This window comes from Massilia sp. R2A-15 (genome assembly GCF_030704305.1).
Lineage (GTDB): Bacteria > Pseudomonadota > Gammaproteobacteria > Burkholderiales > Burkholderiaceae_D > JAFCUW01.
In genome coordinates this window covers 754,379-779,298 of the sequence record NZ_CP131935.1, presented here as the reverse complement: position 1 = coordinate 779,298, position 24,920 = coordinate 754,379, and the positions used below count along the sequence as shown (strand labels likewise).

The 24,920-nt window shown below is 65.2% G+C and carries 24 protein-coding genes and 1 riboswitch; of the genes, 7 read left to right on the top strand and 17 right to left on the bottom strand.

All coding sequences use genetic code 11. The features are described 5' to 3' along the window. Positions 1–166 precede the first annotated feature (166 nt). The 6 genes from adk to Q4S45_RS03525 form a co-directional block, all read right to left on the bottom strand. On the bottom strand, positions 167–823 hold the full coding sequence (adk, locus tag Q4S45_RS03550) for an adenylate kinase (protein ID WP_305509203.1): 657 nt from the start codon (positions 821–823) through the stop codon (positions 167–169). Positions 824–971: 148 nt separating this feature from the next. Next, entirely contained in the window at positions 972–1,724 is a 753-nt protein-coding gene (gene kdsB, locus Q4S45_RS03545; protein ID WP_305512037.1) for a 3-deoxy-manno-octulosonate cytidylyltransferase, read from the bottom strand. A gap of 11 nt (positions 1,725–1,735) precedes the next feature. Next, positions 1,736–1,906 carry a Trm112 family protein gene (locus Q4S45_RS03540; protein WP_305509201.1) on the bottom strand — a complete coding sequence of 57 codons (171 nt, stop codon included), beginning with the start codon at positions 1,904–1,906 and terminating at the stop codon, positions 1,736–1,738. After that, positions 1,887–2,912, bottom strand: a complete 1,026-nt coding sequence (gene lpxK, locus Q4S45_RS03535) for a tetraacyldisaccharide 4'-kinase (RefSeq protein WP_305509200.1) — start codon at positions 2,910–2,912, stop codon at positions 1,887–1,889. Before lpxK ends, Q4S45_RS03540 begins: the two co-directional genes overlap by 20 nt. 35 nt (positions 2,913–2,947) lie before the next feature. Then, on the bottom strand, positions 2,948–3,391 hold the full coding sequence (locus Q4S45_RS03530; RefSeq protein WP_305512036.1) for a biopolymer transporter ExbD: 444 nt from the start codon (positions 3,389–3,391) through the stop codon (positions 2,948–2,950). After that, positions 3,391–3,996 (bottom strand): MotA/TolQ/ExbB proton channel family protein, encoded by a 606-nt coding sequence (locus tag Q4S45_RS03525; RefSeq protein WP_305509198.1) that lies wholly within the window; start codon positions 3,994–3,996, stop codon positions 3,391–3,393. The genes Q4S45_RS03530 and Q4S45_RS03525 overlap by 1 nt, the downstream gene beginning before the upstream one ends. A 1,663-nt stretch (positions 3,997–5,659) precedes the next feature. Here Q4S45_RS03525 and xseA point away from each other — a divergent pair. The 4 genes from xseA (at position 5,660) to Q4S45_RS03505 (ending at position 11,128) form a co-directional block, all read left to right on the top strand. Continuing rightward, on the top strand, positions 5,660–7,021 hold the full coding sequence (xseA, locus tag Q4S45_RS03520; protein ID WP_305509196.1) for an exodeoxyribonuclease VII large subunit: 1,362 nt from the start codon (positions 5,660–5,662) through the stop codon (positions 7,019–7,021). A gap of 96 nt (positions 7,022–7,117) precedes the next feature. Beyond that, entirely contained in the window at positions 7,118–7,696 is a 579-nt protein-coding gene (gene sodB, locus Q4S45_RS03515) for a superoxide dismutase [Fe] (RefSeq protein ID WP_305509194.1), read from the top strand. A 164-nt stretch (positions 7,697–7,860) separates the two neighbouring features. Then, on the top strand, positions 7,861–10,245 hold the full coding sequence (locus Q4S45_RS03510; RefSeq protein WP_305509192.1) for an EAL domain-containing protein: 2,385 nt from the start codon (positions 7,861–7,863) through the stop codon (positions 10,243–10,245). Between the two features lie 196 nt (positions 10,246–10,441). Further along, positions 10,442–11,128, top strand: a complete 687-nt coding sequence (locus Q4S45_RS03505) for a response regulator (RefSeq protein WP_305509191.1) — start codon at positions 10,442–10,444, stop codon at positions 11,126–11,128. Here the strand turns inward: Q4S45_RS03505 and Q4S45_RS03500 are convergent, their stop codons facing one another. The 3 genes from Q4S45_RS03500 to Q4S45_RS03490 form a co-directional block, all read right to left on the bottom strand. Then, positions 11,129–11,848: a hypothetical protein gene (locus Q4S45_RS03500; RefSeq protein ID WP_305509190.1), complete on the bottom strand. Its 720-nt coding sequence runs from the start codon at positions 11,846–11,848 to the stop codon at positions 11,129–11,131. Next, the gene (locus tag Q4S45_RS03495) at positions 11,832–12,692 is read right to left on the bottom strand and encodes a MipA/OmpV family protein (protein ID WP_305509189.1); all 861 of its coding nucleotides are present in this window, start codon (positions 12,690–12,692) and stop codon (positions 11,832–11,834) included. The genes Q4S45_RS03500 and Q4S45_RS03495 overlap by 17 nt, the downstream gene beginning before the upstream one ends. 301 nt (positions 12,693–12,993) lie before the next feature. Then, entirely contained in the window at positions 12,994–13,368 is a 375-nt protein-coding gene (locus Q4S45_RS03490) for a hypothetical protein (protein ID WP_305509187.1), read from the bottom strand. A gap of 243 nt (positions 13,369–13,611) precedes the next feature. On the opposite strand from Q4S45_RS03490, the gene Q4S45_RS03485 reads away from it, so the two are divergent. Then, positions 13,612–14,964, top strand: coding sequence for an ATP-binding protein (locus tag Q4S45_RS03485; protein ID WP_305509185.1), 1,353 nt, complete (start codon positions 13,612–13,614; stop codon positions 14,962–14,964). 108 nt (positions 14,965–15,072) lie between these two features. On the opposite strand, the gene Q4S45_RS03480 is transcribed toward Q4S45_RS03485, so the two are convergent. The 4 genes from Q4S45_RS03480 to Q4S45_RS03465 all read right to left on the bottom strand — a co-directional run bounded on the left by Q4S45_RS03480 (position 15,073) and on the right by Q4S45_RS03465 (position 19,053). Next, entirely contained in the window at positions 15,073–15,393 is a 321-nt protein-coding gene (locus tag Q4S45_RS03480; RefSeq protein WP_305509183.1) for a hypothetical protein, read from the bottom strand. Further along, positions 15,390–16,049, bottom strand: coding sequence for a thiol:disulfide interchange protein DsbA/DsbL (locus tag Q4S45_RS03475; protein ID WP_305509182.1), 660 nt, complete (start codon positions 16,047–16,049; stop codon positions 15,390–15,392). The genes Q4S45_RS03480 and Q4S45_RS03475 overlap by 4 nt, the downstream gene beginning before the upstream one ends. Before the next feature lie 108 nt (positions 16,050–16,157). Next, positions 16,158–17,039, bottom strand: coding sequence for a cobalamin-binding protein (locus tag Q4S45_RS03470; RefSeq protein ID WP_305509181.1), 882 nt, complete (start codon positions 17,037–17,039; stop codon positions 16,158–16,160). A gap of 49 nt (positions 17,040–17,088) precedes the next feature. Next, positions 17,089–19,053, bottom strand: coding sequence for a TonB-dependent receptor (locus tag Q4S45_RS03465; RefSeq protein ID WP_305509179.1), 1,965 nt, complete (start codon positions 19,051–19,053; stop codon positions 17,089–17,091). A gap of 73 nt (positions 19,054–19,126) precedes the next feature. Then, positions 19,127–19,365: riboswitch (cobalamin riboswitch) on the bottom strand. A gap of 152 nt (positions 19,366–19,517) precedes the next feature. Between Q4S45_RS03465 and Q4S45_RS03460 the strand changes: the two genes are divergently transcribed. After that, a complete protein-coding gene (locus Q4S45_RS03460; protein ID WP_305509177.1) occupies positions 19,518–20,333 on the top strand; it encodes a class III extradiol ring-cleavage dioxygenase in 816 nt (271 codons plus the stop codon). 87 nt (positions 20,334–20,420) lie between these two features. On the opposite strand, the gene ylqF is transcribed toward Q4S45_RS03460, so the two are convergent. Next, positions 20,421–21,341 (bottom strand): ribosome biogenesis GTPase YlqF, encoded by a 921-nt coding sequence (gene ylqF, locus Q4S45_RS03455; protein WP_305512035.1) that lies wholly within the window; start codon positions 21,339–21,341, stop codon positions 20,421–20,423. Between the two features lie 149 nt (positions 21,342–21,490). Here ylqF and Q4S45_RS03450 point away from each other — a divergent pair, with 149 nt between their 5' ends. Further along, the gene (locus tag Q4S45_RS03450) at positions 21,491–21,718 is read left to right on the top strand and encodes a hypothetical protein (RefSeq protein ID WP_305509175.1); all 228 of its coding nucleotides are present in this window, start codon (positions 21,491–21,493) and stop codon (positions 21,716–21,718) included. A 4-nt stretch (positions 21,719–21,722) separates the two neighbouring features. On the opposite strand, the gene Q4S45_RS03445 is transcribed toward Q4S45_RS03450, so the two are convergent. The 3 genes from Q4S45_RS03445 to Q4S45_RS03435 form a co-directional block, all read right to left on the bottom strand. Further along, entirely contained in the window at positions 21,723–22,601 is an 879-nt protein-coding gene (locus tag Q4S45_RS03445) for a hypothetical protein (RefSeq protein ID WP_305509173.1), read from the bottom strand. Positions 22,602–22,640: 39 nt separating this feature from the next. Further along, entirely contained in the window at positions 22,641–23,834 is a 1,194-nt protein-coding gene (locus tag Q4S45_RS03440; protein WP_305509171.1) for a hypothetical protein, read from the bottom strand. 66 nt (positions 23,835–23,900) lie between these two features. Continuing rightward, the gene (locus Q4S45_RS03435) at positions 23,901–24,830 is read right to left on the bottom strand and encodes a histone deacetylase family protein (RefSeq protein ID WP_305509165.1); all 930 of its coding nucleotides are present in this window, start codon (positions 24,828–24,830) and stop codon (positions 23,901–23,903) included. Positions 24,831–24,920: the final 90 nt, after the last annotated feature.

Here is a 24,920-nt window from a genome sequence, read left to right as displayed (position 1 = left end):
TAACACAAAAACACACTTCGACAGCCCGCCCGGAAAGAGCGGCCAACCTTACTGCGTACTGCTAAACCTTGAATCCAAAACCTGGTGCGAGGGCGGCAAACCCTGGCCAATCCATCTGCAGCGGCCAAAAAAATAGCGGACACGAAGTCCGCTGGTTTTGTTGGCTTTAGTCCGTCAGCGCCGCGAAGGCGGCGTCACGGATTTGCTCGACAGGTCCGACACCGGAAATGCGGCGGTATTTCGGCGCGCCCGGCAGGCCGGACTGCGACCAGTTGTTGTAGTAGCCGAGCAGCACTTCGGTCTGGGCGTGGTAGACCGCCAGGCGCTTCATGACCGTCTCGGCCTTGTCGTCGTCGCGCTGGATCAGCGGTTCGCCGGTGACGTCGTCGACGCCTTCCGTTTTTGGCGGATTGAATTTGGTGTGGTACACGCGGCCCGAGCCCGGATGCGACCAGCGCCCGCTCATGCGCTCGACGATCAATTCGTCCGGCACGTCGATTTCGAGCACGTAGTCGACATTGATGCCGGCGTCTTTCATCGCGTCGGCCTGCGCGATGGTGCGCGGGAAGCCGTCGAACAGGTAGCCGTTGGCGCAGTCCGCATCCTGCAGGCGGTCCTTGACCAGGCCGATCATGATGTCGTCCGACACCAGGCCGCCCGCGTCCATGACCTTTTTCGCGGCCATGCCCAGCTCCGTGCCGGCCTTGATGGCCGCGCGCAGCATGTCGCCGGTGGAAATCTGGGGAATGCCGTACTTTTCCTTGATGAAGTTAGCCTGAGTGCCTTTGCCGGCGCCGGGTGCACCTAACAGTATGAGACGCATGAACAAGTCCTAAAACAGATGTTGAATAATTTTTTGGTGGCACCGAAGCGTTGATGCATATCTGACTACCTTGGAACGAAACTTACCACAAAAGTCATCGTCAACGCCAATATCAAAATTGCCGGTTATTTATTTTTGTTGGCTGTGGTCAGCCGGGGTAATGGCGGCGCACGCGTTCCAGGTCGTCCGGGGTATCGACCCCGGCGGCCGGCGCGGCATCGGTGATGTGCACGGCGATCGGATAGCCGTGCCACAGGACGCGCAACTGCTCGAGCGCTTCGACCGCTTCCAGCGGAGCCGGATCGAGCCCGGGATACAGTTGCAGGAAGGCGTTGCTGTAGGCATACAGGCCGATGTGGCGCAGCGGCGCGTAGCCGCTTGGGAGCGCCTGCTGCGACTGCGCGAAGCCGTCGCGGTGCCACGGGATGGCCGCGCGGGAGAAGTACAGCGCGCGGCCGGCCTTGTCCAGCACCACCTTCACCACGTTGGGGTTGAATACGTCGGCGGCCTCGCCGATCGGATGGGCGCACGTGGCCATCGGCACGTCGGCCGAGATGCGGCTGGCGCAGGCGGTCAGCAGCGAAGGATCGATCAGCGGCTCGTCGCCCTGCAGGTTGACCACCACTTCGTCCGGCGCCAGGTTCAGCGCCCGCGCCACCTCGGCGATGCGGTCGGTGCCGGACGGATGGTCGGCGCGCGTCATGCACACTTCGACGCCATGCGCCGCGCAGGCGGCTGCGATGTCGGCGTGGTCGGTGGCGACGATGATGCGCGACGCGCCCGATTCGGCGGCCCGTTCGGCCACGCGCACCACCATCGGCTTGCCGCCCAGGTCGGCGAGCGGCTTGTTCGGCAGCCGGGTCGAGGCCAGGCGCGCCGGGATGATGACGGTAAACTTCACGCCGGGCGACGTCACGCCGGTTCGACCTTGCGCGCCTCGTCGGCCCACATGATCGGAATGCCGTCGCGGATCGGGTAGGCCAGGCGGTCACCCTTGCAGATCAGTTCCTGCGCCTTTTTGTCATATTCGAGCGGTCCCTTGCACAGCGGGCAGACCAGGATATCAAGCAGTCGAGCATCCACGACATTTCTCCACAATTTGTTCGGCCAGCGCGGCGTCTAATTGCGCCGTCACCGGAACGACCCACAGTCTCGGGTCGTTGCTGAGATTTTCAATTTGCCTACATTTTACTGCATCCTTCTCGGTGATCAGGATGATGTCGGCGTCGACCCGCGCGAACCGCTGGTCGAGGAAGTCGTGGTGGTCCGGCAGCGGCAGCTCGGCGAAGTCCAGGCCTTCGGCGCGCAGCATCGCGAAGAAGCGGCCCGGGTTCCCGATGCCGGCCGCGGCGACAATGCGCCTGCCGGCCAGCGCGGTCAGCGCGACGCGTTCGGCCGGCTGCGCCAGGCGCTCGGCGAACCTGCCGGCCAGCTGCATGCGAAACGGCCGGCCGCCGACGTTGCCTGGCATCTGCGGCGCGTTGACCACGGTGAAGTCGCGCCGGCGCGACACCGGCTCGCGCAGCGGACCGGCCGGCAGCAGCCAGCCGTTGCCGGCGCCGCGGCCGTCGAACAGCACGATTTCCACGTCGCGATGCAAGGCGTAATGCTGCAGGCCGTCGTCGCTGATGATGACGTTCACGTTCGGGTGCGCCGCCAGCAGCGCCCTGCCCGCCTGCGGCCGGTCGCGCCCAACCATCACCGGGCAGCCGCTGCGGCGCGCGATCAGCAAGGGTTCGTCGCCGACCTCGCCGGCCAGCGCATCGAGCGTGACTTCGCGCGGCACGCTGCCGTCGCCCCCGTGGCCGCGCGAGATGATCCCGGGCGTGAAGCCGGCCGCGCGCAGGACCTCGGCCAGCCAGATCGTCAGCGGCGTCTTGCCGGTGCCGCCGATGAAGATGTTGCCGACCACGACCACCGGCACGGGCAGCCTGTGCGACTTGAGGACGCCGGCGCGAAACAGCAGCACGCGCAGGCCCGAGAGCGCGCGAAAGACCAGCGACAGCGGCCACAGCGCGCAGGCCAGCGGGCCGCGGCGCAGCCAGGCGCGGGTGAGGATGGCTTCGAGGGAAGGATTGGATGCGGACATGCGCGGGCGGGCGAAACCGGTTCGCCCGCGTGGCCTTACTTCTTGCCGGCGGTCTGGGCCGCGAAGGTCAGCTTGTCGTAGCCGGCGATGCGCGCCGCCTCGAGCACGTTGATGACCATTTGGTGCATCGCGAACTGGTCGGCGTTGACGATCACCACCGGGCTGTTGGCCGCGGTCGCGTTCGGCGCACCGGCTTTCGCGGCGGCCTTCAGGTCGTCGGCCAGGCCGGCCACCGTGTGGAACGACACCGGCTGGTTGTTGACCGTGTAGTTGCCCTTGGCGTCGACGGTCACGTTGATTTCAAACGGCCGGTCGAGCGCCTTCTCGGCGTCGGCGGTCGGCAGCGTGATCTGCAGTTCGGTGAACTTGCTGTAGGTGGTGGTGACCATCAGGAAGATCAGCACCACCAGCAGCACGTCGATGAACGGGATCAGGTTAATTTCCGGATCCTCGCGTTTGCGGCCGCGCCGGAAATCGATCATTTGCGGGCACCGTGGACGACGTCGACGAATTTCACCGCCTGCAGTTCCATGTCGATGATGAAGGAATCGACCAGCGCGCGGAAGTGACGGTAGAACACCAGGGCCGGCATCGCGATGGCCAGACCGAAGCCGGTGTTATACAGCGCCACAGAAATGCCGTGCGCGAGCTGGGCCGGGTTGGTGCCGGAAGAATTTTGCGCGCCAAAAATTTCGATCATGCCGACCACGGTGCCGAACAGGCCCATCAGCGGCGCCAGCGAGGCGATGGTGCCGAGGGTGGTCAGGAAGCGCTCGAGCACGTGGGCCACGCCGCGGCCGGCCTCCTCGATCGATTCCTTCATCACGTCGCGCGGGGCGTCGATGTTGCGCAGCGCGGCGGCCAGCACGGCGCCCAGCGGCGAGCTGTGCTCGAGCTTGTCGATGATGTCGGGCGTGATCTGGCCGTTGTGATACACGCGGATGACCTCGGCGAGCAGCTGCTTCGGCAGGATCTTGGCGCGGCGCAGGTAAATCAGGCGCTCGAAAATCAGGGCCAGGGCGACGACGGAGGCAATCAGCAACAGCCAGATTGGCCAGCCTGCAGCTTGAAGAATGGCGAGCAAAGGAACTCCTGAGAATAAGGTGGAACGACAAACTGGTGAATGCGGCAATGTAACTTGTTGCCAGCTGAACGGCAAGTATAGTTCTGCACATCTTCTGTGGATAAGATTGTGCGCAAGGAATTTGACTATGGGAAAGAGCGTTGATTCTTAAGGGAAAAATCTTGCTGCGCAAAAACGAGGCAGGTGGAGGATTGTTGAAGAAAAACGTCCCAGGGCCAACTTTTAGCGCCCCTTTCTCGTCCGGCACCGATGCTTTGTCCGTCGTTTCCGTGCCGGGCCAGTGAAAACGGTGGGCAGCTGTAGCGCTGTTGATAAAGATGGGGTCAGGTCCGCAGGACCAGACCCCGGCCTGAGGGGCTCGATGCAAAATGGGGTCAGGTCCGCAGGACCAGACCCCGGACTTCGTGACGCGGCGCCGGCAGCATCGGGGTCTGGTCCTGCGGACCTGACCCCATTGCATTGATCTGTGGAAACACTCAGATGTTGCACAGTTCTGCACATCTTCTGTGGACAACATTGTGCGCAAGGAATTTGACTCTAGGAAAGACCGTTGATTTTAAAGAATAAATTACCCATGCGCAAAAATCAGGCAGCGTGAGAAATCATCGTCAAAATGCCCCTAAGACGGGATGTTTTGCTCCGTTGGACGCCCGGAACGGGTCGGAACATCAGGCGATTCGGGGCGATTGAGGTGAGATCGTTCGGTCGGCGCACTTGTCCACCTTTCTGCACATTTTTTGTGGATAAGATTGTGCGCAAGAACTTTGACACTAGGAAAGCTCCTTGATTTATATAGGAAAATTCCTACTGCGAGAAAAAACGGCAGAGCATGAAATGAACGTCGAAAAGGCGTTTCGGCCAATTTTTTGCGGCCGAGGCGGGATCCTAGCCGCCAAACGCCCGGAAGTTATCCACGGACGAGAGTTTTCGTTCAGTTTGGACGAAGGAATGGCCGTCCAGTCGTTCTGCACATTTTTTGTGGATAAGAATGTGCGCAAGAACCTTAACTGTAGGAAAGTTCGTTGATTCGTAAGGAAAATTTTGCACTGCGCAAAAACGAGGCAGCGGGGAATTTTGGGGGAAAATCCGACAATCAGAAGAGTTTGCCATGCTTCCTGCCCCTGCGGCGATGTTCTGCACAATTTTTGTGGATAAGATTGTGCGCAAGGACCTCCACCGCCTCTCATCACCTTGATTCATATGCATATTTTTCCCTTGCGCAAAAACAAGGCACCCGGCCGTTTTGTGGAGAAAACCACGAAATTTCGGTTTGTGTCATGCTGTTCGGCTCAGCGATTTCAATCCCCGACGGCTTTCTGCACACCTTTTGTGGATAAGATTGTGAGCAATGGGCTCAACCCCATGCGAAGTGGTTGATTCCATTGAGAAATTTTTTGACGCTTAAAAAAGAGGCAGCAAAAAACGCTGGTTTTCCACAGCGGCGCGCCGCGCTTTGCCACAGAAAATGTGGACAACTTTGTGAGCAAGTGCGCGGGGTGTGGCCAAAGTCCTTGATCCGTAAGGCTTTTTCATTCCTGCGAGAAAATGAGGCATGCCGTTTTCCCTTTTAAAATCAGGCACTTGACAAGAAATGCTTGAAGTCTTGAACAATTTGTGACATAAGCATGACCGCCAGAAATTTTTGTGGACAGATTCCAGCCCCATGCACAGCCTCTTCGACCCTGACGCCCCAGTTGCCGCCCCACCCGTCCTGACGGTCACCGCGCTGAACCAGCAGGTCGCGCGCCTGCTCGAGCGCAGTTTCCCCCTGACCTGGATCGGCGGCGAGATCTCGAACTTCACGCGCGCCAGTTCCGGCCACTGGTATTTCACGCTGAAGGACGATGCGGCGCAGGTGCGCGCGGTGATGTTCCGCGGCCGCGCCCAGTACGCCGGCTTCATTCCGCGCGAGGGCGACAAGGTCGAGGTGCGCGCGCTCGTCACGCTGTACGGCGCGCGCGGCGACTACCAGATCAACGTGGAAGCGATCCGGCGCGCCGGCGTGGGCGCCCTGTTCGAGGCTTTCCTGCGGCTCAAGGAAAAGCTGGGCGCGCAAGGCTTGTTCGACGAGGAGCGCAAGCGCCCTCTTCCGCTGTTTACACGCAGTGTGGGCATCGTCACCAGCCCGCAGGCGGCGGCGCTGCGCGACATACTCAGCGCGCTGCGACGGCGCGCCCCCCACGTGCGCATCGTGCTCTACCCGAGCCCGGTGCAGGGCCAGGGCGCGGCCGAGCGGATTGCCGACGCGATCCACAGCGCCTCGCGCCGCGCCGAGGTGGACGTGCTGCTGGTGTGCCGCGGCGGCGGCTCGATCGAAGACCTGTGGAGCTTCAACGAAGAAATCGTCGCGCGCGCGATCGCCGCCTGCAGCATGCCGGTGATCGCCGGCGTGGGCCACGAGACCGACTTCACCATCGCCGACTTCGCCGCCGACGTGCGAGCGGCGACGCCCACCGCGGCGGCCGAACTGGCGGCCACGCCGCGCGCCGACTGGATGGCCTCGCTGTCGGCCGACTGCATCGACCTCAAGCGCGCGATGCGGCGCACCCTGTCGGAAGCGAACCTGAACCTGGACAACTGGGCGCGCCGGCTGCAGAGCCCGTCGGCGCGGATCGGCCACCAGCGCCTGCAGCTGCTGGCGCTGTCCACCGCGATGACGCATGCGGTGCGCGCGCCGGTCAACCGCCACAGCTTTACGCTGGAACAGCTGCGCGCGCGCTGGTCGCGCCACCGTCCCGACGTGCGCGGCTGGCGCGCCGAAATCGCCTCCCAGCAGCGCCACCTGGGCGCCAGCTTCGCCAGCCAGCTCGGGGCGCGGCGCCATGCGCTGGGCGCGCTGGCGGCGCAGCTCGAGCTGCTCAATCCGCAGCGCACGCTCGAGCGCGGCTACGCCATCGTGCGCGACGGCGCCGGCAAGGTGTTGCGCTCGCCGTATGCGATCAGGGTCAACGACAAGCTCACCGTACGCCTGGCCGAAGGCAGCGCCGAAGTGGGCGTGGCCAGCGTGCAGGGACTGCTCGAATAGCCGGCGAGAACAAATCAGCAACGAAGCGGCATCCGTTTTACAATAAGCGTCGTTTCAGTATTATCAACGCGTTTCCAATCAACAAAAGGACAAGACATGGAACATACTCTGCCACCCCTGCCGTACGCGATGGACGCCCTGGCGCCGACCATTTCCAAAGAAACGCTCGAGTACCACTACGGCAAGCACCACGCGACCTATGTGACCAACCTGAACAACCTGATCAAGGGCACCGAGTTCGAGAACATGTCCCTGGAAGAGATCGTCAAGAAATCGTCCGGCGGCATCTTCAACAATGCGGCGCAGGTATGGAACCACACCTTCTACTGGAACGGCATGAAGCCGGCCGGCGGCGGCGCGCCAACGGGCAAGGTCGCTGACGCGATCAACGCCAAGTGGGGCTCGTTCGACAAGTTCAAGGAAGAGTTCACCAAGTCGGCGCTGGGCAACTTCGGTTCGGGCTGGACCTGGCTGGTGCAAAAGGCCGACGGTTCGGTGGACATCGTCAACACCTCTAACGCCGGCTGCCCGCTGACGACCGGCGACAAGCCGCTGCTGACCTGCGACGTGTGGGAGCACGCCTACTACATCGACTACCGCAACGCGCGCGCCAAGTACGTCGAAGGCTTCTGGAACCTGGTCAACTGGGACGCTTGCGCCAAGAACGCAGCCTGATTCCCGTCCTCCGGACATGATGAGCGGCCCGCCACGTGCGGGCCGTTTGTTTTTCAGCGTCAACTAGATCGACCCGGCACCAATCTTGCGCCACGTTTACGGCGGTGCGCTATCATGCCTCGTCAGCGCCGCTTTTCTCACTCCATGCGTGCAAGGAGGTCGAGTTGGACGTCTCCCCGCTGCCGATCGCCGTCTTCGTTGTCGATGCGGCCGGCACGATCCAGAGCTGGAACAAGGCCTGCGAAAAGATGGCCGGCTACGCCGCGTCCGACATCCGCGGAAGCCGGCTCGACCGGGTCATCGCCTTCGACGAGGCTGGCGGCCACGGGCCGTCGCTGCCGCTCTCCGGGGAATCGGAGGCCACCGGACACCTGACCAGCATGGACGGCCGGCGCATCCCGGTTCGCGTGACCATCGCGCCGCAGTCGCTGTCCCCTGACAATCCCGACTCCTACAGCGTCATCGTCGCGCCGCGCGCCGGCATCGTGCCGCCACGCTACGCGCTGATCCAGGATCTCCCGGTTGCCGACATCATCGAAGGCCTGCCCTGCGTGTTCTACGTGATCGACCAGAGCGGCCACCTGATGCTGTGGAACCACCAGCTCGAGGCCGCGCTGGAAATGTCGAGCGAGGAACTGCCGACGGTCGATGTACAGCTGTTCTTCGACCCAAAGGAACGGCAGAAGATCGTCAAGGACATCCTCGACGTGTTCGATCATGGCACGTCGATCCACGAGGCGGAACTGATCGGCAAACATGGCAAGCGCACCGCTTTCCTGTTCCACTGTGCGCTCACCAGCCTGGGCGGGATTCCCTGCGTGTTCGGCACCGGCCTCGATATTTCCGCGCGCAAGGAGGCCGAACTGGGACTGCTGCTGCGCGAGCGCGCCATCTTTTCCAGCGTCAACGCAATCGTGATTACCTGCTGCAAGGACCATGAGTACCCGATCGAGTACGTCAATCCCGCGTTCGAGCAGACCACCGGCTACACGCTGCAGGAAGTCAAGGGCCGCGACCCGCGCTTCATGCGGGTGGAAGGCTGCGACGTGCACGAGCACGAGCGCATCCACGAGGCGCTCAAGCGCCACGAGAGCGTGCATGCGATCGTGCGCAACGCCAGGAAAAACGGCGACATCTTCTGGAACGACCTGCGCATCGACCCGGTGGTCAACAACCACGGCGAGGTGACGCACTTTGTCGGCGTCATCAACGACATCACCGAGGCCAAGCACTACGAGCGGCGGCTGCAGCACATGGCCCATCACGATCCCCTGACGGGACTTGCCAACCGGACCTTGCTGCAGGACCGGCTGCGCTTCGCCATCGAAGACGCAGTGCGCGAGCACGCGCTGGGCGCGGTGGCCTTCCTCGATCTCGACAACTTCAAGTACATCAACGACACCTTCGGCCACGAGGCCGGCGACCAGGTGCTGCGCGAAATCGCCGGGCGCCTGCGCGCGGGCGTGCGCGAGGACGACACCGTGGCGCGCGTCGGCGGCGATGAGTTCGTGCTGGTGATCAACAACGAGCCGAGCGCGGCGCGCGTGGCCGAGCTGGTCGAACGCATCCGCCACCATGTCAGCGCGCCGGTGGTGGTGGACGGCAACGACATCGTGCCGGGCGTGAGCATCGGCGTCAGCCTGTTCCCGCGCGACGGCGACAGCGCCGAACGGGTCATGCGCGCGGCCGACGCCGCCATGTACCACGCCAAGACCATGGGCAAGAACAACTGCCAGTTCTACTCCCCTGACCTGAACCAGGCGGTGCACGAGCAGTTGCTGCTCGAGGCGAGCCTCTCGCGCGCCATCCACGACGACGAAATGGTGGTCGGCTACCAGCCCAAGGTGGACCTGCGCACCGGCAAGATCGTCGGCGCCGAAGCGCTGGTGCGCTGGAGCCATCCCGACAAGGGGGTGATCCTGCCCGGCCGCTTCATCCCGGTCGCCGAGGAAACCGGCCTGATCGTCCCGCTCGGCGAGCTGGTCCTGACCAAGGTGTGCGAAACGCTCAAGCAGATGCAGGCCGAAGGCGTGAAGGATTTCGTCATTTCGGTCAACCTGTCGGCGCGCCAGCTGCGCCAACGCCAATTCGTCGACCGGCTGGGCAAGATGCTCGAGCAGTACCAAGTCGATCCCGCATCGCTCGAACTGGAGGTGACGGAAAGCCAGCTGATGGACCAGCCGCAGGAAGCTGTCGAGACGCTCACGCTGCTCAAGGCGCTGGGCGTGCGGCTGTCGATCGACGATTTCGGCACCGGCTATTCGAGCCTGAGCCACCTGCAGAAATTTCCCCTCGACTTCATCAAGATCGACCGCTCATTCCTCAGCGACGTCGGCCTGAACGGCAACGCGGTCATCACGCGCGCCATCATCGCCCTCGGCCACAACCTGCAGATGAAGGTGATCGCGGAGGGCGTGGAAACGCGCGAACAAATCTCCTTCCTGCGCGATCACGGCTGCGACCAGATGCAGGGCTTCTACTTCAGCCCCGCCCTGCCGCGCGACGGCCTGCGGCAGATGGTGTCGGCGGACACGCGGCTGTCGCACTAGGCGCGATGCGCGAATCGTTGGGGTCTGGTCCCGCGGACCTGACCCCATCTTTCTGCGATCGTCATCTCAAAAAATGGGGACAAGTCCGCAGGACCAGTCCCCGTTGTCAATCCGGGCGCAGGCAAACGCGAAATGGAGGTCTGCCCCCGGTTTATCGGCGATGTTTCCTCTACAATAGCGGGCGAGGAGATTGCCCATGTTTCGAGTCATGCTGGTGGAAGACGACGTCAGGCTCGCCGAGCTTGTCACCGAATATTTGAGCGGCTACGAGTTCGCCGTGGAGACCGTCGCGCGCGGCGACCAGGCGCTGGCCCGCTTCGCCGACATCGCGCCCGACATCATCGTGCTCGACCTGATGCTGCCCGGCCTGGACGGCATGGTGGTGTGCCGCCAGTTGCGCGCCATCACCAGCGCGCCGATCCTGATCCTGACCGCGCGCGAAGATTCCTACGACGAGGTGTCGGGGCTGGAACAGGGCGCCGACGATTTCCTCAACAAGCCGGTCCAGCCGCGCGTGCTGCTGGCCCGCCTGCGCGCGCTGATGCGGCGCGCCAGTCCGCAGCCGGCCGGCGACGGCCAGCCGCTGGTGTTCGGCGCGCTCACCATCACGCCGAGCGAACGCAGCGTCACCTGGCGCGGCGTGCCCTGCGTACTGAGCAATACGGAGTACAAGCTGCTGCAGGTGCTGGCCAGTGCCGCCGGCCAGGTGCTGTCGCGCGACGCGCTGCTGAAAAAGATGCGCAACATCGAATTCGACGGCCTCGACCGCAGCATCGACAACGGCATCTCCAAACTGCGCCGCCGCTTCGACGACGCCAGCTCGGAAAAAATCAAGACGGTTTGGGGCGAAGGCTATCTGTTTTCGCCGACCGCCTGGGGCTGACTACTCGAACACCGGCACGACCGCTTGCGGCGCCTGCCGGGTCACCACCTGGGAATGCGCCGGCAAGTCCGCAAAGCGCACCAGCACCGTGTGGAAGCCGTCATCGGGGTCATCGGCAAACACCGGCCCCTCCACCGCCGCCAGCGGCGTCGCCGACTCGCCGTTGCGTATCCGGACCGCCGGCGCCGCGCCCTTGCGGCCGAACCCGAAACGCACACCCACGCACGCGAGGCCGCGCGCCGACGCCTCGACGTAGCGGGCGAAGTTCAGCGCCTGCTCGCACGCGTCGCGCAACTCGGCCGCCTCGTAGATGCCGTCCGCGCGCACCGCCAGCGTCACGCGCGGCCGCACGGTGAACTGGCCGATATTGTGATCGAGCACCAGCGCGGCGTTGTCGTCGTAGGCGGCTTTCAGCAGCGGAAACACGGTACGCCCGGTCGCGTCGAGCGCCAGGTTCAGCTGCGTCGACTTGCCTTCCAGCGCCAGCCGCAGCCCCTCGCGCAGGACGCCCCGCGTGCGCGGCACGACCTGCAGCTGGCTCTGGATCAGGTGCTTGGGCTTGCCGTACTTTTCGAATACCACCATGGCCCGGTAGGCGTCGCGGTAGCTGACCCACTCGGCGCCCTGCGCCTGCGCGGCCGCCTGGCCGGCGGCCAGCAGCAAGGCAGCAATCAGGACGAGTGGGCGGGTCAGGGACATCGGATCAGAACCTGTAGGCAAGTGCGGTCGAGACCGTCAAGTTGGTTGGCCGCTGAACCAGCGGGCTGTCTTTGGCGCTGCCCGCCAGGCGCGTCGCCTGCAGGTTCGAGGTGACGAGCCAGGCCGGCGCCAGCGCCCAGTTCCAGCGCGCGCCGAGGTGGAAGTCCTCGATGCCGGCGCCGGCGCGGTACGCCGGATAGCCGCTGCGTGCCGATTCGGCCTCGGACACGCCGAAGAACGCCTGGCCGTGGGCGTGGTTGGCCAGCGTCAGCCCCGCGCTCAGCGCCACCGTATGATGCGCCGGCAATCCGGCGGCGACGTGCTGCAGCCCGGCGCTCCAGGTCGCACCCTTGCGCGCGTTGCCGGAACCGGCGAGCAGGTTATTGGTCAGACGAAGGCGTGGGGTGAGCGCCAGGTTGAGAAAGGCGCCGGCTTGGACGCGCGTTGCGATCGGATCCATGCCGGCAAGGCCGTCGCCGCCGCGGGTGGCGCGCTGGGCGATCATGGGCGGCGAAATCAGCGCGGGAGGTCGGGCGCTGTCGACGCCGCCGATGCCGCCGGCACTGCCGTTGTCGTTGCGGCGCGGCTGCAGGGCCAGCAAGGGCCCGTACTCGAGCGACGGTTCGCTGGACAGGTGCATACCGGCGCTCGCGCCCGAAACGAACACGCCGTTGCTCCACTCGAACTGCACCACCGGCCAGGCCGACACCTTGCGCGCGCTTGCGCCCTCATAGCGCGGCGCCGACGCTGCACCCAGGCCCAGGTACAGGTCGCGGCTGCCGTCGGGCATCCGGTTCAACGCCGGCGTTTGCGCCGCGGCCGCACCCGATGCGGCCGCCAGCGCGAGGCAAAGATATCGTTTCATGTGGTGTGTGCTTGAGTTCGCGTGCCGGTATTCTACGGTGACAGTCGCCTCCCCTTCAAATTCCTCAGTTTCGCGGCCATTGCTGGCGCCGCAGTTTTTCAACGATGGGGTCAGGTCCGCGGGACCAGACCCCAGTTATTCACGCGCCGCGGTCAGCATCGGGGTCTGGTCCTGCGGACCTGACCCCGTTTTTCGCTAATGCGGCGGAACCGCGATCGGCTCGACCTGCTGCGGACTCCAGCCATCCACGCGCCGCGGTCAGCATCGGGGTCTGGTCCTGCGGACCTGACCCCATTTTTCGCTAATGCGGCGGAACCGCGATCGGCTCGACCTGGTGCGCGCCGCCCAGCCCCAGGTCGCTCTTGTCTAGGTTGGAGGTGATGGTCGCAAACAGCGGGCGCGACGACTCGTCGTTGCAGCTTGTCCTGGGACCGGCGATCGAATCGCTGAGCGAACACAGCACTTGCTGCGGCGTGGCGCCAAACAGGATGCGGCCGTAGCTGTTGTCGGGACAGTGGCCGGCGCGGTCCCAGAACACCATGGTCTTGTCGATTATGTACAGGCGGTTGCTCAGGTCGGCGCAGTCGGCCGCCTGCGCCATCGCGATGAAGTCGGCGGTCAGCAACATCGACGCGGCCATGGACGCCGCGCCGATCAATTTTTCGGATGAGGCCATGAAATGTCCTCCCAAACACGCGTCCGGCGCCACCGGCGGCCCGACGCGTTGCGAATAAAAAGAGCCCGCCGGCATTGGCGTACCGGGCGGGCAAACGGAAAACGCTAATGCACCCAGCATAGCGGATTGCCGCCATCGATTCAGCCGCGATTTGTCGGCCAATTGTCATCAATTTGTAATGGCGAGTTTCCGGATTACAATGCTGGCCGAGGAGAGATCGATGGTTTCGAGAATGGCCGCGGCGTGAATCGCCTTTTCTTCCGTTTCTTTGTGCTGGTGACGCTGTCGATCACCGTGGCGGCCTTCGTCATTTATTTTGCCATCAGCCGCCTGTTCGGCGATCCGCTCGACGACATCGCGCGCCGCCAGGCGGCGGCGGAGATTTTCCTGCTCGAACAATATGTCGACAAGGCGCCCGCCGACGAGTGGCTGGTGCGGCTGAACAAGGTGCGCGAGGTCTCGCGCGCGAACCTCGAGCTGGTGCCGCTGGCGCGGGCGCGCAACGCCGTGCCGGCCCACGGGCAAGCGGCGCTCGAGCGCGGCGACGTGGTGCTCGACGCGGCCCACAAGGCGTTCTTCCGGCGCGTGGACCTGGCCGGCGACCGCTACATCGGCAGTGCCGACGAAGTGATCCACGCGCAGAACCTGCCGATCGACGTCGGCTTGGCGCTGGAGATGGAGGCGCTGCGCTACGCGATCGTCGCGCTGGCGCTCCTGATTCCGATCGCGCTGTGGTCGCGCGCGCACTGGCGCGGGCTGCAGTCGCTGTCGGCCGTCGCCGACGAGTTTGGCGCCGGCAAGCTGTCGGCGCGCGCGAAGGTCAAGCCCAGCGCCAGCATCTACCCGCTCGCCGAGCGCATCAACCACATGGCCGGGCGCATCGAGGGGCTGGTGGAGTCGCAGGCGAACCTGCTGCACTCGGTCTCGCATGAATTGCGCACGCCGATCGCGCGGCTCGAGTTTGCCCTGGAGCTGTTGCGGGCGAAGGCGCCGGACGGGTCGCTGGAGCCGCGCATCGCGGCGATGGAGGCGGACCTGGCGGAACTGAATGCATTGGTGGGCGAGCTGCTGGGCATGGCGAAGATGGGCGCCCGCGAGACCGTGGCCAGGGCGCCTTTCGACCTGGCTCTGGCGCTGCGTGACTGCGCCAACTCCACACCAGGATCTGAGCCCGCGGGGTCAGCCCCCGCAGCGGCGAACCGCAAGCTCCACACCGATATCGATGCGGCGCTGGGAATGATCGAGGGCGACCAGCGGCTGCTGATGCGCGCCGTCAGCAACCTGCTGCGCAATGCGGAAAAATATGCGAAATCTCGCATAATTTTACGCGCGCGCCGCGATGGCTCCGGCGTCGAGATCGTGGTGGACGACGATGGGCCCGGCATCCCGGACATGGAGCGAGACCGCATCTTCGAGCCGTTCTACCGCCTCGACCGCAGCCGCGACCGTGCCACCGGCGGCTTCGGCCTGGGCCTGTCGATAGCGCGCAAGGCGGTGGAGCTGCACGGCGGGACGATCCTCGCCGACCAATCGGCGCTGGGCGGCGCGCGCTTCGTCATCGCGCTGCCGGCCGGGGGTCTGGTCCTGCGGACCTGACACCATCTTGGGACGGGACGCACGCCAAAATGGGGTCAGGTCCGCGGGACCAGACCCCGACGTTGCGAAACACGCAGCAGAAAAAAACTCCGCCGCGGCGGAGTTTTTTTACTTCTTCAGCGCCGTCTGGCGCACGTGCGTCATCGCGTAGCCCAAGTGTTCCCACCAGTGGTCGCGCGACTGCACCATCACCAGGCACTGCTGGTCGATCTCGCCCTTGAACAGCGGATCGGCGCACTTCTTGGTCACCAGGGCATAGCGCTGGTTCTCGGCGTTGACCAGCGCGATCATCAGCCAGATCACCAGCCCGCCGAACAGCACCGCCAGCGTCCATGCGACCTGGTTCACGTGGCTAGTCTCGAACAAGTCCTCCTCGACAGGCCGGGACTTGTCGTACATATTGAGGACCTTGCCTTCGACTTCGTTCATTTCGATTTCGCCACTTTCGTCACGATGTTGTCCAGCGCCTGGATGGTGGCGCGCGACAGCGACGCTTCATCCATGCTCGGATTGCTGGCGCCAACCACCGACGGCGAGGTCATCAGCTTACCGTCGATGACCAGCGTCGGCACCGAATCGACCTTGTACGCATTCAGGATCGACTGCAGGCGCTTGAGCTTGGTCATCACGCCGAACGAATTCCACGTGTCCATGAACTTGGCCTTGTCGACGCCGTTCTTCACAACGAAATCGATCAGCGCCGGCTCGGTAGGACGCATCCGGTCGACGTGGATCGCCTTGAATACCTTGGCGTGCATTTCGTCGAGCTTGCCCATCGCTTCGAGCGTCAGGTACAGATGCGCTTCCGGGTCGTTGGCGCCGGTGAACGGCATGTGCACGCGCTTGAACACGATGTCGTTGCTACGCTTTTTGACCCATTCGGCCAGGAATGGTTCCAGCACGTTGCAATGCGGGCAGTGATACATGAAGAATTCGATGACTTCGACCTTCTTGCCGACGGCTTGCACCGGCTGCGGGCTGGCCAGCTGAACGTAGTCGGTGCCCAGCTTCGGATCGGCCGGCGAGGCAAACGCGGTGGAGGCGACCAGCCCGAGGGCGGCTACAGCGAATCGCAGGTAACGCATGTGTGTCCTTATAAAGGTTAAGCGAACGACCGCGAGATTACCACTTTTTCGACCATCCCTGCGGAGCCCGGCTGGAATATTGCAAATGCTTACGTCTTTAACGCGATGCTACTTGCGACGTTGACGCGCCAGCTCGATTTTTTCGCACAGCTGGGCCACGCCCTGCGCCATGCGCGGCCCGGGCCGGGTCAGCAGCTCGCCTTCGAGCCGGAACAGGTTGCCGCGCTCGACCGCGAGCAGGCTGCGGTAGGGCTTCCAGATGGCGATGCCGGCGTCGTCCGGTTCGTGCTGGTCGCCCCCGACAATCGCTTCCGGATTGGCCTGCAGCACCGCCTCGGTGCTGACCGACGGCGCCACCACGTTCAGGTCGGCGAAGATGTTTCTGCCGCCGCACAGGCGGATCGCGTCGTCGATGATGTGCTTGCCGCTCAGGGTGTACAGGGGCTTGTCCCAGATCTGGTAGAACACCCGCACCGGCGGCCGCCTGGCGTAGCGCGCGCCCAGGCTGGCGATGCTGGCGCGGTATTGCGCCGCCGAGCTTGCTGCAGCCTTTTCGGTGCCGAGCAGGCGGCCAAAGCGCGTCAAGCTGTCGGCCACCTGGTCGAGCTTGTGCGGCTCGCTGTAGAACACGGGAATGCCGAGCTTCCCAAGCTGTTCGAGCTGGCGTCCGGTGTTACCACTCTGCCAGACCACCAGCAGGTCCGGCTTCAGCGCGATCACGCGTTCCATGTCGATCTGGGCGTTGCTGCCGACCAGCGGGATCTTCTTCGCCGCTTCCGGGTAGTCGCTGAAGTTGATCGCGCCGACGATGCGCTCGCCCCCGCCGGCGGCGAACAGCAGTTCGGTCACGTGCGGGGCCATGGAGACGATGCGCTGGGCCGGCGCAGCCAGCGTGACGGCGCGGCCGGCGTCGTCCACAACCGTGATGGCGGCGCTGGCCAGCAATGGCGCGCAGAGCAACGCTGCGGCTATTCCGACGGCGGCGCCCAAGATGGGGTCAGGTCGCGCAGGACCTGACCCCAACGGCAGCGGGCTTCGGCTAGAAGTCATAGCGGGCGGCGAGTTTCAGCTGGCGGCCGTTCTCGGGATAGATCCCGGACTGGCAGCCGAAGGCGTTGCTGAAGAACCGCTTGTCGGCCAGGTTCTGCCCCGACAGCGCCAGCTCCCACGCGCCGATCTTTCGTGCGTAGCGCGCGTCGAGCGTCGCGTGCGACGGAATGCGCGCCGCGCAGGCGTTGGTGAAGTCACTGCCGTAACGCTGGCTGCCGGTCCACTGCACGCCAACGTCGGCGCTGTGGCCCGCGGCCGGCGCCCAGGTCAGGCGCGCTGTCAACAGGTCCTTCGGCACCAGCACCATCTCGCGCCCCGCGTTCAGACCTTCGCTGAACGTGGCCTTCACGTGCTGCAGGTGGCCGCTGACGCGCCAATCACCGCCAAGGCGCGTTTCGGCGTCCACCTCCAAGCCTTCGCGCCGCGTCGGATCGAGGTTGGTGTTGATGCCGCCGAATCCCAGCGTCGGATCGAAGAAGATCTCGTTCGTCAGCTTGTGGCGGAACGCGCGCGCGCTGACCTGGCGCCCGGCGCCGCCGATCGTGACGCCCACTTCGAGATCATGCGAGGTCTGTGCCTTCAATACCGTGATCGATGAGCGGTAGCTGTTTTCGTCGGCGTTGGCCATGCGGTAGCTCTGCCCCGCTTTGGCATGCAGCGTCACGTGCGGCAGCACGTCGTAGCTGCCCTGCGCGTCCCACGCGTTCTGGGTTTGCGCGGTGGACTCGTTCACTGGCGGGAAACCGAGGGGATCAGCGTAGTCCTTGTCGAACACTTCATGGCGCGCGCCGGCCGAGAAGCGGCCGTTGTGCGCGGCGTCCCAGCGCACCTCGTCGCGCAGATAGATCGCCTTCGAGTCCTGGCGCGCGTCGGCGGCCGAGAAATCGCTGTGCGTCACGCGCTTCCAGCGAATCAGGTCGACGCCGGCGATCGCTTCATTGAGCATGGCGCCGAACTGCGCGAGGTGGCGCAGGCGCGGCGAGAACTGGGTCTGCTCGCTGTCGTACGACAGGTCGGTGATGCCGAAGCTCGATTCGTAATGGGACTTGACGGTCTTCTCGCGATGCGACAGTTCGGCCGCGAGATCCACGCCGCCGATGCGCTGGTCGATGAAGGCGCTGATGCGGTCCGAGTCGAGCGAACCGTGGTCGTTCGGCGTCGTCGTCTGGCGCGGGTCGGCCTGGAACTGGGCCAGCGTCAGCGATCCCGGGAAGCGCGAATCCTGGCGCGCGCTGTCGATGCGCAGGCCGACGCGGCCGGCGCCCACCAGCCACTGCGCGCCGCCGCTGAAGGCGGTCTGGCGGAAGTCGGCGTTGGCGCGGTAGTTGTCGGTGGCCTGGTTGTCGATCGCCGCGTCGATCGACACGGCGCCAAAGCTGCGCGAGGCCGATGCACGCACGTCGTGCGATTTGAACTGGCCAATTTCGGCGCTGACCGAACCGCGCCCGCCGTTCTTGCCGGGCCGCCTGGTGACGATCTGGATCACGCCGGCGGTGGCGCCTTCGCCATACAGCACGGCGCTGCCGCCGCGGACGATCTCGATGCGCTCGACGGTTTCGATCGGAATGGTCGACAGCACCGGGTTGGCCAGCTCGTTTTCGCTCATGCGCACGCCGTCGAGCATGATCACCATGTTCTGGCCGCTGTTGGCGCCGAAGCCGCGCAGGTCGAGCGAGAAGTCGGGGCTCGAATCGAGGCTCTGGCGGCCCACCACGCCGCCGATCTTGCGGATCGCCTGGTTGACGTCGGCCACGCCGGCGCGGCGGATCTCGTCGGCGGTGATGACGGTGGCGCCGATCGGCGCCAGTTCGGGTGCGCTGGCAAAGCGCGCGCCGGTGATCTGCACCGACGGGATGTCTTGCGCGAAGGCCGCGGGGCCGATGAAGCACAGGGAAATGGCGAGGGCGAGCGGACGAATGGCGCGCGCGGACAGCGGTGCTGCTTGAAAAGTCATTGTGAAGGTCTTCGAAAAAGTCCCCGGCCGTGCGTCCCCGCAAGCCGGATTCAACGGAAGCGGCCGCAGTGCGAACGCTTCCACCTGTCCTGGCCGGTATCCGGGCTCGCAAGTCGGACCGCCTCACCTTCCTATGCACGCACAGTGGTGTTCGAGGCAGCCAGTCGCCGTATTCGCGGCGACGCTTGTTTACCGTTGCGGGGGCAGCACACCTTTGGACCGCGGCGCCGAAGCATGGCGCCGCCGCCTGGTGTTTCCCGTTTAACTGTCCGCGTGATCACGCGAACGGGCACCAAAACGCGTCTATTATAAACGTAACAATGAGGATTCGCCCGGCGGCGGCGACAAAGACGGGGACCAGGCGTCCCCGTCGCTTCGAAGGACCTGACCCCATGTTCAAGCCGCGAGCCAAAATTAGTTCTAACTAGTACAATATAGTCTCATCCCCACTTTCAGGAGCCATCATGAGCCACACCCTGCCCACTTTCTTCGTCTCGCACGGCGGCGGACCGTGGCCATTCATGAAGGAGCAGTACGGAACCACCTACGACAAGCTGGAAGCGTCGCTGGTGGACATGAAGCGCCAGGTCGGCGCGCGGCCGAAGGCAGTGCTGGTCGTCACCAGCCACTGGGAGGAAGACGAGTTCATGGTCTCGTCCGGGACGGCGCCCGGCATGATCTACGACTACGGTGGCTTCCCGCCACACACCTACCAGGTCAAGTATCCGGCGCCCGGCTTGCCCGAGCTGGCGCAGCGGGTGGCGGACCTGGCGGCCAAGTCGGGCCACGCCGTCAGCCTGGATCCGCTGCGCGGCTATGACCACGGGACGTTCTCGATGCTGTACCCGGTGTATCCCGAGGCGGACATGCCGGTGGTGCAGCTGTCGATCAAGCATGGCTACGATCCGAAGACGCACCTGGAGATCGGGCGCGCGCTGGCGCCTTTGCGCGACGAGGGCGTCCTGATCATCGGCAGCGGGCTCAGTTACCACAACCTGCGCCAGTTCGGGCCCGGCGGGCAGAAATCGTCGCATGAATTCGACGCGTGGCTGCAGCATGTGCTGCTGAAGCTGACGCCGGCCGAGCGCAGTGTCGCGCTGATGCACTGGAGCGAGGCGCCCTACGCGCGGCTGGCGCATCCGCGCGAGGATCACCTGGTGCCGCTGATGGTGGCGCTGGGGGCGGCGGAAAACGAAGAGGCTGCGTGCGTGTACCACGAAGACGATTTCTTCGGCAGCCTGGCGGTGTCGAGCTTCAGGTTCGGCAAGGCCGCCGACTAACGCAAGATGGCGTAAGGTCCGCGGGACCAGACCCCGGCGTCGGCAGCATCGGGGTCTGGTCCTGCGGACCTGACCCCATTTTGTGTGTTACGAGCCGCGTTTGCCGCGCGCTGCGTTGGCGGCCTTTTCGGCGGCGATCGCCGCAGCCTTCGCAGCCTTCTCCGCCATCGCGGCCGCATGCTCGGCCAGCGCCTTCGCGCGCGTCTCCGGCGTCTCGAGGCTGATGCGTCCCAGCGCGCCGGTGCGGTAATCCTGCAGGAAGGTGTGCGCCGCCTTCTCGAAATCGAGGTCGCCGCCCTTCTGCCGGTAGCCGCGCCGCGCCGCCACGCCTTCGATCACGGCGATGCCGTCCATGCCTTCGAGCTTGAAACCGTAGCGCGCCGTCAGCAGCTGCGGATAGCGCTCGAGCAGCACCTCGGCCAGGAACACCGCCACCTCGTCTTCGATCAGCGCGTTCGATCCGATCGCGTGGCTGGCGGCGAGCATCAGGCCGTCGCTGGCCAGCGCAATCTTCGGCCACAGCATGCCCGGCGTGTCGACCAGGATGGTGTTCTTGCCCAGGTAGAGCTTCTGCTGCATCTTGGTGACGGCCGGCTCGTCGCCCACCTTGGCCACTTTTTTCTTCAGCAGCGCGTTCATCAGGGTCGATTTACCAACGTTGGGAATGCCCATGATCATGATGCGCAGCGGCTTGGTCGGCACGCCGCGGTGCGGCGCCAGCGACTGGCACAGGTCGGGAATGCGCGCGACGTCGGCCGGCTTCTTGGTCGTCATCGGGTAGGCCGTCACGCCTTCCTGGGCGTCGTAGTAGGCGCTCCAGGCGGCGGTCGCCACCGGATCGGCCAGGTCCACCTTGTTGAGGATCTTCAGGCAGGGACGCTGGCGGAACAGGCGCAGCTCCTCGACCATCGGGTTGCAGCTGGCCTCGGGCAGGCGCGCGTCGAGCACTTCGATCACCAGGTCGGTGTTCTCCATCTGCTCCGCCGCCTTCTTGCGGGCGGCGTTCATGTGGCCCGGGTACCATTGTATCGACATGCTGTGCTTTCAAAATCTCAAGTAATCCCGCTATTTTACGGGTTCATCGAGAACTTGATGTAACGCAGTAAGTTGGCGTACGGAAAGAAGAACAATAGACCCATCTTTGGGAGGGTCTGGCGATGAGCGCACAGAAACACATGGAAACCATTTTCGCCGTGGTCGTGGTCGCCGGTTGCGTGGTCGCCGCGCTGCCCGACAGCACGGCCAGGCCGGCGCCGCGCGAGACGGTGGCGAACGCCCGCATGCCGGTGGTGGTGATCAAGGCCAAGCGCATGACGGCGCGGGAAAAGCGCCAGTCCGCCGTCATGGACGCCACCGCCGGCGCCGCCGCCGCAAAAGGGACCTGAGGGGCTACTTCGCGTACGCTTCCATGTCGGCGCGCATCGGGGCGGTAATGCCTTCCCAGTTGCCGCGCAGGTAGTGGTTGAAGTATTCGGCGTCGTCGCGGTACCAGACATCATGGTTGGTCCACTTCGGCCAGCCGCCCTCGTTGACCTCTTCGTGCATCCGCAGGTCGTTGCACCACCAGTCGCGCGGATTGCAGTAGGCGCCGCCATCGGTGCCGGACACCGCGCCCGAGCTGTGGTAGGCAATCACTTCGTCGTCCTGGCCGGGCAGGATGCCGGAATACAGCGTGCCCTTCGCGCCTGCATACATGTAGAACTTCAGGCCGCGCGTGTTGTTGTGGTTGTACATCGCGCGCATCGTCGTGGTTCGCATGTCGTGCACCAACGGCTCGCCCGTGGTCCAGCGCCCGGCGTCGGACAGCTCGCTGCCCCCGGCCGCGCCGGCCGCCGCGCGCACCCAGCGGATGTTCCAGCCGGTTTGCGTGGTGCTGCCAACGCTGGCGCACACGCCGGCCGCGTTTGGTGTGGCATTCTTGACATGGCGCGTGGAGCCGCCGTAGTTCGCCAGCGCGTAGCCCATCATCGGATCGCCGGCGCTGTAGGTGGCGATGAAGCACCAGTTCGTGCCGGTGCAGAAGCAGTCGAGCGCATTGCGGATGATGCCGTTCTGCGAGGCGATGCTGTTGTAGCCGTCCCAGTTGACGGCCTTCTTGTTGACGCCGGCGTTGAACCGGGCCGGGCCCCAGTACGAAAAGTCGTCGTAGTTGCCGACCACGCCGCCGGAACCGCGGCCGTTGATCCAGAGCGTGTAATCGGTGGCGCCGGCCGCCGCGCAGCTCAGCAATACACCCAGCCACATTACCAGCCGCATCATCTTGTTCATGTTGTTCTCCCAGGGTCGCTCTAATTTAGACAATATTGCCTAGCGCTGGTTCGCCCGATTGACGGCGCAGCCGCTGGGCGGCAGTTCCGCTTGCGGATCGAACGCAGCCAGCGCGGCGCGCGCCTTGTCCCGGCTCCTGCCGAACTCGGCGAGGTAGCGGCTGCGCTCCTCGCTCTGCCATTCGGCGTCCGAGAACGCGCTCAAGGGATGCGCCGCCACCGCGGTGCGGCCTTCAAGGCGCGGCATCAGCTCGCGGTCGGGGTCGGTGTTTTCCTTCAGCAGGTAGCCGTCCACATCGCGCAGCGACAGCGGCAGCGCCGGTTCGCCGTCGCGCAGCAGCTTGCCGAACACGGTCAGGCGCACGTCGTTGGCGCCCTCGCCTAACATGTCGTTGAAGGTCACCACGGCGAATGGGCGGCCGCTGGCGTCGTCGACGCGGCCGGTGACGATGTAGCGGCCGGCGTGACGGATGTCGGCGCCCAGGTAGAAATTGAGCGAACCGTTTTCGACTGCTTCGCGCACCTGGCCGGTCCAGGCGCCGGGCGCTTCGGGAGAATAGATCACGTCGAACAGCACGACACCGGCGCGCCCGGCCACGCGGTAGCGCACGTCGGCGCGGATGGTGCCGGCGAACGCGGCGAGCCCGGACTGGGCCGGCGCCAGCGTGGCGGCGAGCGCGCCGTCGCCGGCGTCGGCGAACGCCAGCGTGGCCTGGGCCCCGGGCCGGCGGCCGGGCACCGGCAATCCTTGCGCCACCGCGCGCGTCACCACCAGCGGCAGCGCTCTGCCCGCGGCATCGAGGGCGCGCAGCGAGAACGCCACGGTCTCGCCGGCCGCAAGGTGGACGCGCGTTTGCGAAGTCTGGATCTGAACGCCGGGGTCGGTGTCGCCGCCTTCGAGCCGCAGCGCGTGGCTGCCGGTGACGGGCGCGTTGGGATAGACCTGGTCGGGCTGCTCGGAAACCGGGCGGGAATCGTGGGGATATTTGCTCGATTCGCGATAGCTGCAATAGGTGTAGTCGGCCAGGCGAAGATCTTCGACCAGTTGGCGGCGGATCAGTGCGGGCGCCGCGGCAACCGGCGGCGCGGATGGACGTTCGGCGCGGGCCGGCGCGGCCAGCGTTGTGGATTGCGCCGGCGCCGTAGCGGTCCGGTCGCCGCGGGCCAGCCAGGCCAGCGCGCCGGCCAGCGCGCCAATCGCCATCGCCATCAGCACTCGCCGCGAACCACGCATGCCGTCCTCCCAGTAACCGACCGGTCCCCTGTTTAGACAACGACCGGGGCCGCCGAGTTCTGCGGACTAGTCGAGTTCCGCGAGCGCCCTGACGTGCGCGACCACGCTGCGGCCCAGCGCCGACAGGTTGTAGCCGCCTTCGAGGCAGCTGACGATGCGGCCCTGCGCGTGCTCGCGCGCGACGGCCATGATCTGGCGCGTCATCCAGGCGTAATCGGACTCCACCAGCGCCATTTCGCCGAGGTCGTCCTCGCGGTGGGCGTCGAAGCCGGCCGAGATGAAGATCATCTGCGGCTTGAACGCGTGCAGCGCCGGCAGCCAGTATTCCTGCACCACGGCGCGCACGGCGTCCCCGCCGCTGCGCGCCGGCACCGGGATGTTGACGCAGTTGGCAGTGATCGGCTCGGGCTCGGTGTAGGGATAGAAGGGATGCTGGAAAAAGCTCGCCATCAGCACGCGCGGATCGTCGCGGAACGCTTCGGCCGTGCCGTTGCCGTGATGGACGTCGAAATCGATGATCGCCACGCGGTCCAGCCCGTGGCCGTCCAGCGCGTGGCGCGCGGCCAGCGCGACGTTGTTAAACAGGCAGAATCCCATCGCCCCGACCGGGCGCGCGTGGTGGCCGGGCGGGCGGATCGCGCAGAAGGCGTTGGCGATGTCGCCGGCCAGCACCGCATCGGTGGCGGCCATCGCGGTGCCCGCCGCGCGCAGCGCCGCCTGGTAGCTGTGCTCGTTGATCAGGGTGTCGGCGTCGAGCGGGTAGTACTCGCCCGTGCCGGGCAGGTTGTCGCGCAGCAGCGCGATCGCCGCCTCGCTGTGATTGCGCAGCAGCGCCGGCAGTTCGGCCAGCGGTCCTTCGCGGCGCTCGACCAGGCCGTCGATGCCCGAGCGGATCAACTGATCGTCGATGGCGCGCAGGCGGTCCGGCGATTCCGGGTGCCAGTCGCCCATTTCGTGGCGCAGGCAATCGGCGTGGCTGTAGATGGCAGTGCTCATGTGCGTAAGTTTTGTGTCCTGATGCCATCAATATCATGCCGGACCCGCCGTTCTCTTATAGAATCTTCGGACCGGTAGCGATGACGAATC

Bases quoted from the DNA above. Each gene is read 5' to 3' on its own strand.
- ylqF (WP_305512035.1), bottom strand. From the start codon at position 21,341: ATGAACGCCGCCCGCAAGAAGGCGGCGGAGCAGATGGAGAACACCGAC.
- Q4S45_RS03480 (WP_305509183.1), bottom strand. From the start codon at position 15,393: ATGAACGAAGTCGAAGGCAAGGTCCTCAATATGTACGACAAGTCCCGG.
- Q4S45_RS03465 (WP_305509179.1), bottom strand. From the start codon at position 19,053: ATGACTTTTCAAGCAGCACCGCTGTCCGCGCGCGCCATTCGTCCGCTC.
- Q4S45_RS03435 (WP_305509165.1), bottom strand. From the start codon at position 24,830: ATGAGCACTGCCATCTACAGCCACGCCGATTGCCTGCGCCACGAAATG.
- lpxK (WP_305509200.1), bottom strand. From the start codon at position 2,912: ATGTCCGCATCCAATCCTTCCCTCGAAGCCATCCTCACCCGCGCCTGG.
- Q4S45_RS03505 (WP_305509191.1), top strand. From the start codon at position 10,442: ATGTTTCGAGTCATGCTGGTGGAAGACGACGTCAGGCTCGCCGAGCTT.
- Q4S45_RS03490 (WP_305509187.1), bottom strand. From the start codon at position 13,368: ATGGCCTCATCCGAAAAATTGATCGGCGCGGCGTCCATGGCCGCGTCG.
- Q4S45_RS03475 (WP_305509182.1), bottom strand. From the start codon at position 16,049: ATGCGTTACCTGCGATTCGCTGTAGCCGCCCTCGGGCTGGTCGCCTCC.
- Q4S45_RS03450 (WP_305509175.1), top strand. From the start codon at position 21,491: ATGAGCGCACAGAAACACATGGAAACCATTTTCGCCGTGGTCGTGGTC.
- sodB (WP_305509194.1), top strand. From the start codon at position 7,118: ATGGAACATACTCTGCCACCCCTGCCGTACGCGATGGACGCCCTGGCG.
- xseA (WP_305509196.1), top strand. From the start codon at position 5,660: ATGCACAGCCTCTTCGACCCTGACGCCCCAGTTGCCGCCCCACCCGTC.
- Q4S45_RS03440 (WP_305509171.1), bottom strand. From the start codon at position 23,834: ATGCGTGGTTCGCGGCGAGTGCTGATGGCGATGGCGATTGGCGCGCTG.
- Q4S45_RS03445 (WP_305509173.1), bottom strand. From the start codon at position 22,601: ATGAACAAGATGATGCGGCTGGTAATGTGGCTGGGTGTATTGCTGAGC.
- adk (WP_305509203.1), bottom strand. From the start codon at position 823: ATGCGTCTCATACTGTTAGGTGCACCCGGCGCCGGCAAAGGCACTCAG.
- Q4S45_RS03495 (WP_305509189.1), bottom strand. From the start codon at position 12,692: ATGAAACGATATCTTTGCCTCGCGCTGGCGGCCGCATCGGGTGCGGCC.
- Q4S45_RS03460 (WP_305509177.1), top strand. From the start codon at position 19,518: ATGAGCCACACCCTGCCCACTTTCTTCGTCTCGCACGGCGGCGGACCG.